This is a genomic window from Komagataeibacter rhaeticus (assembly GCF_003207855.1).
In the GTDB taxonomy this organism is placed as follows: domain Bacteria; phylum Pseudomonadota; class Alphaproteobacteria; order Acetobacterales; family Acetobacteraceae; genus Komagataeibacter; species Komagataeibacter rhaeticus.
Window position 1 is genome coordinate 124163 of record NZ_NKTZ01000004.1, and the last position, 11146, is coordinate 135308.

An 11146-nucleotide genomic window follows, 5' to 3' on the forward strand; every position below is an offset into this window, starting at 1 on the left:
GGACTGATAAGAATGCAAAAGTTTCTGGGTGCCGCCTTTCTTCAAAAAGGCGGCGTCCTCTGAAGCTTTTTGAAAAAGATTTCACCACAAACCCCATTATCATTTGCGGGCCGTTTTACAGACAGTCTTCAGGCATGCAGCGGCGTTACGGCGTGTATTGTACCCGCAGGGCTGGTATTGGGATGTGATGCATCCCAACTAACAGTACGATATGGCACAGGCAGGAGCACATGGCAGGCAGGCGCGACAGCATGGATGATGGCCCGGCGGACCTGTTTGGCGCGCCGCCCCCCCAGCCGCATGCGGGCCGGGGGCCGGTGCCCTATCCCGCTGCCCCGCGTGCGGCCCCCGCGCGCACCCAGCCGCTGGCCGACCGCCTGCGCCCGGCCACGCTGGATGACGTGGTGGGGCAGGACCATCTGCTCGGGCCGCAGGGCAGCCTGCGGCAGATGCTGGCGCGTGGCTCGCTGGCCAGCCTGATCCTGTGGGGCGGACCCGGTGTCGGCAAGACCACGATTGCGCGCCTGCTGGCCGATGCGGCGGGACTGCGTTTTGTCCAGCTTTCCGCCGTGTTCTCCGGTGTGGCCGATCTCAAGCGCGCGTTCGAGGATGCACGGCGCACCAGCGCGCAGGGGGGCGGCACGTTACTGTTCGTGGATGAAATCCACCGCTTCAACCGCGCCCAGCAGGACGGCTTCCTGCCGGTGGTGGAGGATGGCACCGTGGTGCTGGTCGGCGCCACGACCGAAAACCCGTCCTTCGCGCTTAACAGCGCGCTGCTTTCACGCTGCCAGGTACTGGTGCTGCACCGGCTGGATGATGCAGCCATGGAAAAACTGCTGGAACGTGCGGAAGAAACCACTGGCACCGCCCTGCCACTGACACCCGAAGCCCGCGCCACCCTGCGCGCCATGGCCGATGGCGACGGGCGCTACCTGCTCAACATGGTCGAGCAGCTTCTTGCCCTGCCACCGCAGAAGGCACCGCTGGACCCCGCCGCCCTGTCTACCCTGCTCGCCCGCCGCGCGGCCCTGTATGACAAGGACCGCGAGGAACATTACAACCTGATCTCGGCGCTGCATAAATCCATGCGCGGTTCCGACCCCGATGCGGCGCTGTACTGGTTTGCCCGCATGCTGGAAGGTGGCGAGGACCCGCGCTACATCGCCCGCAGGCTGACCCGCTTCGCCGCCGAGGACGTGGGCATGGCCGACCCGCACGCCCTGCCGCTTGCGGTCGCGGCGTGGGAGACGTTCGAGCGCCTGGGCTCGCCCGAGGGCGAACTGGCGCTGGCCCAGCTTGTGGTGCACCTGGCCGCGGCGCCGAAGTCCAACGCGGTGTACAAGGGCTACAACATGGCCCGCAGGGCGGCGCGTGCCACCGGCAGCCTGATGCCGCCCGCCCATATCCTCAACGCGCCCACCACGCTCATGAAGGATATCGGCTACGGCAAGGGCTATGAATACGACCATGATGCGGAGGGCGGCATATCGGGCCAGAACTACTTCCCCGACGGCATGCGCCGCCCCAAACTCTACCAGCCGACCGACCGGGGATATGAACGCGAAGTGGCGCGACGGCTGGACAGTTGGAACAGAGTGCGCGAAAGCCGTGGGTCATGAGTGTTGTGACCCTTACCGTCAGCGATGACGAAGCCGATATCCGCCTCGACCGCTGGTTCCGCAGGCATTACCCCCACCTGACCCAGGGCGCGCTGCAGAAGCTGTGCCGCACGGGACAGGTGCGCGTGGATGGCAGGCGCGCCACCGCCGCCACCCGGCTGGAGCCGGGGCAGGCGGTGCGCGTGCCGCCCATTCCCAATGCCAGCCGCCCGCCGCCGCTGGCGGTCAAGCCGCTGGACGCGCGGCAGGTGCGCGAGATCAATCAGATGGTCATCTACCGCGATGACCATGTGATCGTGCTCAACAAGCCCGCAGGCATTGCGGTGCAGGGCGGGCCGGGTATTACGCACCATATCGACGCGCTGCTCGATGGCCTGCGTGACAGCCCCGATGACCCGCGCCCGCGCCTTGTCCACCGGATCGACCGCGATACGTCGGGCCTGCTGCTGGTTGCCCGCACGCCCGGCGTTGCGGCAAAGCTTGCGGCGGCTTTCCGTGGGCGCGACGTGCACAAGGTGTACTGGGCCGTGGTGGTGGGCCGCCCCAGCCCGGCCACGGGCATCATTGACCAGCCGCTGACCAGACTGGGCGCCGGTGCCGGTGCAATCAGCGTGGTGGCCGAGCGGGGCGACGCGGATGCGGTGCATGCCCTGTCGGAATACGAGGTGCTGGATGCGGCGGCGCGCAAGATGTCATGGCTTGCCCTCTCGCCCCTGACCGGGCGCACCCACCAGCTGCGCGTGCATTGCGAGGCACTGGGCAACCCCATACTGGGCGACCCGAAATACGGGGGCGACGTGGCCCATGTCGCGGGCTTTGCCGACAGGCTGCACCTGCATGCGCGCAGGCTGGAACTGCCGCACCCCGCAGGCGGCACGCTGGTGGTGGAGGCCGACCTGCCGCCCCACATGCGCGAGACCTTCCGGCAGATCGGATTCGATACACCCGCAGCCAGGCCGCCCCGCCGCGCCTAGGACCCGGCCCCATGCTACAGGACAGGAACTGAAATGGCACAGAACGGAAATGCACGGCGGATACTCCTGGGTTCCGTCGCCGCACTGGTGGTCGTGGCGGGTGCGGGCGGGCTTGCGGTCCGCTCCATGCTCGACCCGGACAGCCTGCGCACCAGGGTCATTGCCGCGATCGAGAAACAGACCGGCCGCCAGGTGCGGCTGGGCGCGCTGGATATCCATATCCTGCCCGCTCCGTCGCTGTCCGTGCGCGACGTGGGGCTGTCGGACATGGCGGGTGGCGCCTATTCGGACATGCTGACGGCAGAACAGCTACAGGCCAGCATTGGCATCATGGGGCTGCTGCATCATGAACTGCGGCTGGAAGATGTGCGCCTGACCCACCCGGTCCTGCACCTTGAGCGCACGGAAGCGGGGGAGGCCAACTGGCGCCTTTCCCCCACCGGCGCGCAGGCGACCGCAAGGCCGGATGCAGCGGCCACGCAGGCGGCATCCGAGTGGAAGGTGCAGGTGGGCAGCGTGCGCGTGAGCAATGCCGACCTGGACTGGGATGATCGCTTGTCCGGCAGCAGGGGCAAGGTGGTGCTGGACCATATCAACCTGTCCGGTGTGGACGGGGTGCAGCCGCAGCTTGATGTGGCGGGGCATGGCGGCGGCGGCAGCTTTACGCTTTCGGGCCATACGGGGGCGATCAACCTTGCCTCTACCGCGCGTTCTGGCTGGCCGGTGGCGCTGAAGGCGGCCTTCCAGTCCGGTGGGCAGCCGGCGGGGCAGCTTGCGGTGGATGGCACCATTGCCGACCCGGACCACATGAAGGGCTACAACGTCACGCTGGATGGCAATGTGGCCAGCCTGAAAGCTGTCGAGTCGCTGCTGCCAGGGCGTAGCCTGCCCGATGTGCGCCGCCTGTCGTTCAGGGCGAATGTGGTGGATGGCAGTGCGGCGGGCAGCGCGGGCAGCACGCCGCTTCTGAACATGCTGCATCTTGATACCGGGGCGGTGGATGCGGGGCCGTACCTGTCGGGGCTGACCTTGCAGGGACTCTCGATCGATGCGCCGGGACCGAAGGATGCGGTGAGTATCCGCAGCCAGGGCCAGTGGCAGGGGCAGGGGCTGAAACTGTCCGGCACGCTGGGGTCGCTCCAGCAGGTGGATGCCGCCGTGACTTCCCGTCTGGCCGACCCGCTGCCGCTCTCGCTTGACCTGTCGGGCGATGCGGGTTCGCTGCGGGTGGCGGGCACGCTGGGGGGCGGCCATGCGGTGGTGAACGTGGATGCCTCCGCCGGGACGCTGACGCTGCCCGGTGGCGGGGTGATCGACCACCTTGCGGCTTCCACCCATCTGGTCAGCGAGGATAATGGCGCGCATTTCCAGCTTTCGGACATCATGGTCAAGAGCACGCAGGTCTCGCTCAAGGGCGCGCTGGACCTGTCCATGCATGGGGGGAGCGGTGGCGTGCCGCTGGTCAGTGGCGCGCTGGATGCAGGCTGGCTGAATGCTGATGCCCTGATGGGCGCCACCACCACCGCCAGGGCCGATGCGAAAGGCGTGACCGCCCCGCAGGCCGGCGGCAATGACGACACGCTGCCCTTCGACCGGCTGCGCAAGCTGGATGCGGATCTGCGCCTGAGCGCTGACCAGATGGAATTCGAGGGCGATGAGTATCACAACGCCCTGACCCATATCAGCCTGCGAGGGGGCAGGCTTGTGGTTGACCCGCTACAGGCGCAGGGCACCGGGCGCAGCGTGTCGGGCCAGTTCGTGGTGGATGCATCGGCCAGCGTGCCCACCGTTTCGGGCACGATCGGCACGCTGGTGCTGCCTGCCGCGTGGGTGGAAAGCAGGGCCGGCCTGTCCGGTCTGGTGCAGGGCGCGCTGCAGGTTGTCGGCACGGTCCATACGCAGGGCACGACGCGCACGGAACTGCGTAACGGCATGACCGGGCATATGGGCGTGTCCATGGTCAACGGCACGATCAGTGGCAGCGCGCTGGGTGAAATGCTGGGCGATGCGGCGCGTGGCACGCTGGGTTCCGGCCCCATTCCGCTGCGCTGCTTTGGCATTCACATGTCCATGGCGGGGGGGCAGGCCAATGTGGATACCATCGGCATGCAGACCAGCGCGCTGACCGTGACCGGGCATGGCAGCGTGGGCATGGTCTCGCAGGCGCTGGACCTGCACCTTGTGCCGCAGGTCATGATCAGTGGCACGGGGGCCAGCGTGCCGCTGCGCGTGGGTGGCACGCTGGCGGCACCCCGCCCCAAGATGGATGCGGGGTCGGACGGGCGGTATGCCATCGGGCTGCTGCTGGGTGGCTCGGGCAGCACTGCCGTGGCCGATCCGTGCCCGGCAGCCCTCAAGGCCGCGCGTGAGGGGCAGGCCGGTCCCCAGCCTGCCGCTGCGGCTCCGGCTGCGGACAGCGCCAAGAACGCGGATGTCAACAAACTGGTGGAAAAGGCCAAGGCTTCACCTGACGTGAAGAAGGTGGGCAACCTGCTCAAGGGTCTGGGAATCCTGAAATGATGAAGGACGGCGTGCGGCCCCCTGCGGCCCAGATTCCTGGCCTGCGCAAACGCTTCTGGACGCAGGCCCGTGTTACCCCCGTGGCAGGGGGCGGTTTTGGCGTGGAACTGGATGGCCGGGGCATCCGCCTGCCCGGCGGCACGGCGCTGGTGGTGCACTCCGCAGCGCTGGCCGATGCCATTGCGGCGGAATGGGCACGGGCTGGTGGGGAAAAAGGCGGGAATTTCACTCCTGACGACCTGCCCATGACCCGCATTGCTGGCACCATGATCGAGCGTGTGGCCCCTGACCCGGCAGCGCAGGTGACGGCACTTTTGCAATATGTGGATGGGGAACTGCTGTGCTACCGCGCCGATTATCCCGCCCAGCTCCGCACCCGCCAGCATGAGCAGTGGGACCCGCAGCTTGCATGGCTGCGTGCGCGCCATGGCATTGACATGGCGGTGACCACGGGTGTCATGCCGCTTGCGCAGCCAGCGGGCGTGCATGCGGCCTGGCGCGCCATTGTGGACGCACAGGACAACGCGACGCTTGCGGCGCTGGGTGTGATGGTGCCCGCCATGAAAAGCATCGTGCTGGGGCTTGCGGTGGTAACGGGCGCGCTGTCGGCGGCAAAGGCCGCGGAAATTGCCACGGTGGATGAACGCACCCAGATGGACATATGGGGCCGTGACGCCAGACAGGTGGCAGCGCTTGAGGTGCTGGCAGCGGAGGTGGCGGATGCCGCCCGCTTCCTGCAATTGTGCCACGCGGCAGACTGATAAACTGAACAGAAGTTTTTGGTGAAGCTTTTTTCAAAAAGCTTCAGAGAACGCTGTCTTTTTGAAAAAAGGCAGCGCCCGGAAACTTCTTTCAGTCTGCACAACAAAAAACGGCCCGGTATCACACCGGGCCGTTTTTTGTAGCGATGCACCGATCAGGGCACCAGAACCGTGGCGCTGGCCAGGCAGGCAATGCCTTCCTCGCGCCCGGTAAAGCCAAGGCGCTCGGACGTGGTGGCCTTGACCGAGATGCGGTCCACATCAACCCTGAGCAGTTCGGCCAGGCGCGCGCGCATTGCTTCGGAATGCGGGCCGATCTTGGGGCGCTCGCAGATCAGCGTCACATCGGCATTGACCAGCATGCCGCCGCGCTGGCGGATGCGCTCGCCCGCATGGATCAGGAAGCGCGCGCTGTCGGCATCCTTCCATTCATTCTGGCTGGGCGGGAAGTGGCGGCCGATGTCGCCTTCGGCCAGCGCGCCATAAATGGCGTCGCACAGCGCATGGATGCCTACATCCGCATCCGAATGGCCGGCCAGGCCGCGCGTGTGGGGCACGTTGATGCCGCACATGATCAGGGGCCGGTTCTCGGCAAAGGCATGCACGTCGTAGCCCGTGCCGGTGCGCGGCAGCAGGGTCGGGCCGATCAGGCGTTCCAGGCGCACCAGATCCTCCTTGTAGGTCAGTTTGATGTTGTCTTCCGAACCGGGAACGATGGCAACGTGGTGGCCCGCCTGCTCCAGCAGGGCGGCGTCATCGGTGGCATCGGCGGCCGCGGCCGCGCGGTGCAGGTCGCGCAGCAGGGCAAAGCGGAAGCCCTGTGGCGTCTGGGCGCGGAACAGGTCGGTGCGGGGCACGGTATCGGTAATGATGCCGTCCTTCGCCCGCTTGATGGTGTCGGCCACCGGCACGGCGGGAATGACGCCCGGGTGCTGGCCCAGCGCTTCGATCACACCCTGCGTCACGCTGCCGGGCACATAGGGGCGCGCGCCATCGTGGATCAGCACCAGTTCGGGGCGGCTGCCTTCGGGCAGGCGGTCAAGGGCGTCCAGCCCCGCGCGCACGCTGGCCTGGCGCGTCTCGCCCCCGGGCACGACCGGCAGGACCGTGCAGCCCGGCGGCGTGAAGCCGTCCAGCGCAGGGGCCAGCAGGTCAGGGTCGCCCACCGGCTGGATGATGCCCACATGGGGGGCAAGGGCATCCGCCGCGTGGCGGATGACGGGCCGTCCGCCCAGCGTGACATACTGCTTGGCGACGGGAGTCGCGGTCTGGGCGCTGTACCGGCTGCCCTGGCCCGCGGCGAGAAGAATGGCTGCAACACGCATGATGCGGAGCAATGCGGCCATGTGGCCGCCGCGTCAAGCATTCTGCGTGTGGCGGATGGCATACACCTGTGTGGTAAAATGTTGCCCCAATGCACCGAACCTGATTGCACGCGGCGGCATGAGGGGGTATTCTGCCTAAATCATAAGCATTATTGGCATAGAAGTATCAGGAGCCGGCATGACCCCGCGCGCCGCGCGCGCGGTCGGGCCGCCGGCGGGGAAGCGGGGTCCATGTCGTCTCAACTGCTGTCGCCTATCGACCTGGGGAACGGGGTCGTGCTGCGCGCGCCTGTCATCCTTGCGCCCATGGCCGGGGTGACGGACCTGCCGTTCCGCAGGCTGGCGCGCAGGCTGGGCGCGGGGCTGGTGGTTTCGGAAATGATTGCGTCATGGGCCATGGTGCGTGAGAACCAGACCACGCTGCGCATGGCCGAAGTGGCGGATGACGGCCCCAATTCCGTCCAGCTTGCGGGCTGTGACCCCGATGCGATGGGCCAGGCCGCCCGCATCGCGGTCGATCGCGGGGCGGACATCATCGACATCAATTTCGGCTGCCCGGTCAAGAAGGTGGCGGTGGGCCAGCTTGCCGGTTCCGCGCTGATGCGTGACGAGGTACAGGCCGCCCGCCTGCTGGAAGGCGTGGTCCGTGCCGTTGACGTGCCGGTCACGCTGAAGATGCGCATGGGCTGGGACCACGAGCACCTCAATGCCCCCCGTCTGGCCCGTATTGCACAGGAATCGGGCATCCGCATGGTGACGGTGCATGGCCGCACCCGCCAGCAGTTCTATAACGGCACGGCGGACTGGTATTTCGTGCGCAAGGTGGTGGATGCGGTGGACCTGCCCGTCATCGTCAATGGCGATATCCTGACGGTGGAGGACGCCCGCGTGGCACTTGAGCGCTCGGGCGCGCGGGGGGTCATGATCGGGCGCGGCTGCTATGGCCGCCCGTGGTTCCTGGCGCAGGTGGCGCGCGCGCTGATGGATGGCGTGGCCGTGGCGGAACCCGGCCTTGCGGCGGAAAAGGCCATCGTGCTGGAGCATTACGGCATGATGATCGACCATTTTGGCGCCCATCCCGGCCTGCGGCTCGCGCGCAAGCATGTCTCGTGGTACTCCGCCGGCCTGCCGGATTCGGCCGGTTTCCGCGCCGCCGTGAACCGGGTCGATACGGTGGAGGCCGCCATCGGCATGATCCATGAATTCTATGACCGCCAGATCGCGGCGGGCAATGTGCGCGGGCCACGCCCCTCCACCGTGGAGGCGGAAAGGACCGCCGCACGGGCGGCATGAACGCAGGCCCGTCCCCTTCCGGCCACCCGCCCTGTACGCCCGCCAGCATAACGGGCAATGGCCGTGTCGTGCTCGATTCGCTGCCGCTGCCGGTCATGGTCGTGCGGGCGGATAACGCCATCGGTTATGTGAACAGTGCGGCGGAACCGTTTTTTGGCATGTCGCGCGCGCATCTGGTGCAGATGCGCCTGACCGATATCCTGCCCGGTGACAGCCCGCTCTTCATGCTCATGGAACAGGTGCGCGCGCAGGACCATACCGTAGTCGAGCATGAGGTGATGCTGGAAAGCCCGCGCCTGCGCCACGAGGGGGTGACGGTGCAGGGCGCGCCGGTGATGGAGGAACCCGGTTCGGTCGTGCTGACGTTCCATGATTTCTCGGCCGTGCGCGTGCTGGACCGCCAGCTGACCTTCCGTTCCGCGGCCCGCAGCGTGGCAGGCATGGCGGCCATCCTGGCGCATGAGGTCAAGAACCCGCTTTCGGGCATACGGGGGGCGGCGCAGCTTCTGGAAACATCGGTGGGGGAATCCGACCGCGAGCTTGCGGTGCTGATCCAGGACGAGGTCAACCGCATCCGCGACCTGGTGGACCGGATGGACATGTTCAGCGACCGCCCGATCGAGCGCAGGCCGGTGAACATCCACCGCGTGCTGGAGCATGTCCGCAGGCTGGCCCAGCAGGGGTTTGCCGCCGATATCCGCTTTGAGGAAATATACGACCCTTCGCTTCCGCCGGTATGGGGCAACCGCGACCAGCTGGTGCAGGTCCTGCTCAACCTGGTCAAGAACGCCGCCGAAGCGCTGGACACCCACCCCGAAGGGGGCGAACCCGCCCAGATCACGCTCACCACAAGCTACCGCCCCGGCATATGGGTTTCCACCGGCGGGGGCCAGCGCGTGCAATTGCCGCTGCTGGTTTCGGTGCGGGACAACGGGCCGGGCATCCCCGAGAACATCCGCCCCCACCTGTTCGAGCCGTTCCTGACCACCAAGGCCACCGGCAGCGGGCTGGGGCTGGCGCTGGCGGGCAAGATCGTGGGAGACCATGGCGGCGTGATCGAGGTGGAAAGCCGGCCCGGCCGGACCGAGGTCCTGCTGCACCTGCCTGTTGTTACTGAAGAACGGGGCGCGCCGTAAGGCCCCCGACCGGACCCGAGAGACCCATAGCGAATGTCGCTGCCTACCATTCTGGTCGCCGATGATGACCGTTCGATCCGCACCGTGCTCAGCCAGGCGCTGGGGCGCGCGGGCTATCAGGTCCGTGCCACGGCCCAGGCCTCCACGCTGTGGCAGTGGGTGGAGGAAGGGGAGGGCGACCTTGTCATCACCGATGTGGTCATGCCCGATGAGAACGGGCTGGACCTGATCCCGCGCATCCGCCGCGTCCGCCCTGACCTGCGGGTTGTGGTCATGAGCGCCCAGTCCACGCTCATGACGGCGGTCAAGGCCACGCAGCGCGGCGCGTTCGAATACCTGCCCAAGCCGTTCGACCTCAAGGAAGTGCTGGCGGTGGTGGCGCGCGCACTGGCCACCCCCGCCGTGCCGGTGCAGCCCGCCCCCGCCCCCCAGCCCGAGGAGCAGATGTCGCTGATCGGCCGCTCGGTGGTGATGCAGGACATCTACCGCATCATCGCGCGCCTTACGACATCGGACCTGACGGTCATGATCAGTGGTGAAAGCGGCACCGGCAAGGAACTGGTGGCGCGCGCCCTGCATGAACACGGGCGCAGGCGTGCCGGGCCGTTCGTGGCCATCAACATGGCCGCCATCCCGCGCAACCTGATCGAGAGCGAACTGTTCGGCCATGAGCGCGGTGCCTTTACGGGGGCCACATCGCGCGTGGCGGGGCGTTTCGAGCAGGCGGCGGGCGGCACGCTGTTCCTTGACGAGATCGGGGACATGCCGCCCGAGGCCCAGACCCGCCTGCTGCGCGTACTGCAGGACGGGGAGTTCACGACCGTGGGCGGCACGCTGCCCATCCGCGCCAATGTCCGCATCATTGCCGCGACCCACAGGGACCTGCGCCAGGCGATCCGGGCCGGTACGTTCCGCGAGGACCTGTACTACCGCCTGAACGTCGTGCCCATGCGCCTGCCCCCCCTGCGGGAGCGGGTGGAGGACATTCCCCTGCTGGCGCGGCATTTCCTGAATGCGAACGCCGAGGCGGCCGGTCCCGTGCGCGTGCTGGATGACGAGGCGATGGCCCGGCTCCAGTCCTATCGCTGGCCGGGCAACGTGCGTGAGCTGGAAAACCTCATGCGTCGCATTACCGCCCTGCACCCGCAGGAAGGCATCGGGGCGGATATCATCGCCGCCGAACTGGCGGAGGCCGGAAGCCCGGCCCCACAGGGCGACGGCATGATGGGCGGGCAGGGCGAGACCCTGGCCGAGGCGGTGGAGCGGCACCTGCGCCGCTTCCTGGCATCGGGGCAGGAGGGCATGCCGATGAGCGATATCTATGACAAGGTGATTGCCGAGGTCGAACGCCCGCTGATTTCCATGACGCTTGCCGCAACACGGGGCAACCAGATCCGGGCGGCGGCCATGCTGGGGCTGAACCGCAATACCCTGCGCAAGAAGATCCGGGATCTGGACATTCCCGTCGTGCGCGGCGGCGCATGACCACGTCCGTCCCGCCACGGTCCGGCACGG

8 protein-coding genes are annotated in these 11146 nt (G+C 67.5%); 7 read left to right on the plus strand and 1 reads right to left on the minus strand.

The features are described from left to right. The first annotated feature begins 230 nt into the window (after positions 1–230). From CFR78_RS06260 to CFR78_RS06275, 4 genes are read left to right on the plus strand one after another with little or no spacing between them, the layout of a single operon-like run. Positions 231–1622, plus strand: coding sequence for a replication-associated recombination protein A (locus tag CFR78_RS06260; RefSeq protein ID WP_034929023.1), 1392 nt, complete (start codon positions 231–233; stop codon positions 1620–1622). Beyond that, positions 1619–2596: an RluA family pseudouridine synthase gene (locus tag CFR78_RS06265; RefSeq protein WP_034929026.1), complete on the plus strand. Its 978-nt coding sequence runs from the start codon at positions 1619–1621 to the stop codon at positions 2594–2596. The genes CFR78_RS06260 and CFR78_RS06265 overlap by 4 nt, the downstream gene beginning before the upstream one ends. Positions 2597–2629: 33 nt before the next feature. Next, positions 2630–5116: an AsmA family protein gene (locus tag CFR78_RS06270; RefSeq protein WP_034929029.1), complete on the plus strand. Its 2487-nt coding sequence runs from the start codon at positions 2630–2632 to the stop codon at positions 5114–5116. After that, positions 5113–5877, plus strand: coding sequence for an ATP12 family chaperone protein (locus CFR78_RS06275; protein WP_034929032.1), 765 nt, complete (start codon positions 5113–5115; stop codon positions 5875–5877). Before CFR78_RS06270 ends, CFR78_RS06275 begins: the two co-directional genes overlap by 4 nt. A 155-nt stretch (positions 5878–6032) precedes the next feature. Here CFR78_RS06275 and ispF read toward each other — a convergent pair whose 3' ends face one another. After that, positions 6033–7202: a 2-C-methyl-D-erythritol 2,4-cyclodiphosphate synthase gene (gene ispF / locus CFR78_RS06280; RefSeq protein ID WP_034929320.1), complete on the minus strand. Its 1170-nt coding sequence runs from the start codon at positions 7200–7202 to the stop codon at positions 6033–6035. A gap of 231 nt (positions 7203–7433) precedes the next feature. On the opposite strand from ispF, the gene dusB reads away from it, so the two are divergent. The 3 genes from dusB to ntrC are packed head-to-tail and all read left to right on the plus strand — an operon-like array spanning position 7434 to position 11116. Beyond that, complete coding sequence (gene dusB / locus CFR78_RS06285; protein WP_007399047.1) at positions 7434–8495, plus strand: tRNA dihydrouridine synthase DusB; 1062 nt, start codon at positions 7434–7436, stop codon at positions 8493–8495. Continuing rightward, positions 8492–9631 carry a two-component system sensor histidine kinase NtrB gene (locus CFR78_RS06290; RefSeq protein WP_034929034.1) on the plus strand — a complete coding sequence of 380 codons (1140 nt, stop codon included), beginning with the start codon at positions 8492–8494 and terminating at the stop codon, positions 9629–9631. Before dusB ends, CFR78_RS06290 begins: the two co-directional genes overlap by 4 nt. A 33-nt stretch (positions 9632–9664) precedes the next feature. After that, on the plus strand, positions 9665–11116 hold the full coding sequence (ntrC, locus tag CFR78_RS06295; protein ID WP_007399049.1) for a nitrogen regulation protein NR(I): 1452 nt from the start codon (positions 9665–9667) through the stop codon (positions 11114–11116). Positions 11117–11146: the final 30 nt, after the last annotated feature.

Excerpts from the sequence above, each read along its gene's own strand:
- ispF (WP_034929320.1), bottom strand. The coding sequence starts at position 7,202 with ATGCGTGTTGCAGCCATTCTTCTCGCCGCGGGCCAGGGCAGCCGGTAC.
- CFR78_RS06270 (WP_034929029.1), top strand. The coding sequence starts at position 2,630 with ATGGCACAGAACGGAAATGCACGGCGGATACTCCTGGGTTCCGTCGCC.
- CFR78_RS06290 (WP_034929034.1), top strand. The coding sequence starts at position 8,492 with ATGAACGCAGGCCCGTCCCCTTCCGGCCACCCGCCCTGTACGCCCGCC.
- dusB (WP_007399047.1), top strand. The coding sequence starts at position 7,434 with ATGTCGTCTCAACTGCTGTCGCCTATCGACCTGGGGAACGGGGTCGTG.
- ntrC (WP_007399049.1), top strand. The coding sequence starts at position 9,665 with ATGTCGCTGCCTACCATTCTGGTCGCCGATGATGACCGTTCGATCCGC.
- CFR78_RS06275 (WP_034929032.1), top strand. The coding sequence starts at position 5,113 with ATGATGAAGGACGGCGTGCGGCCCCCTGCGGCCCAGATTCCTGGCCTG.
- CFR78_RS06265 (WP_034929026.1), top strand. The coding sequence starts at position 1,619 with ATGAGTGTTGTGACCCTTACCGTCAGCGATGACGAAGCCGATATCCGC.
- CFR78_RS06260 (WP_034929023.1), top strand. The coding sequence starts at position 231 with ATGGCAGGCAGGCGCGACAGCATGGATGATGGCCCGGCGGACCTGTTT.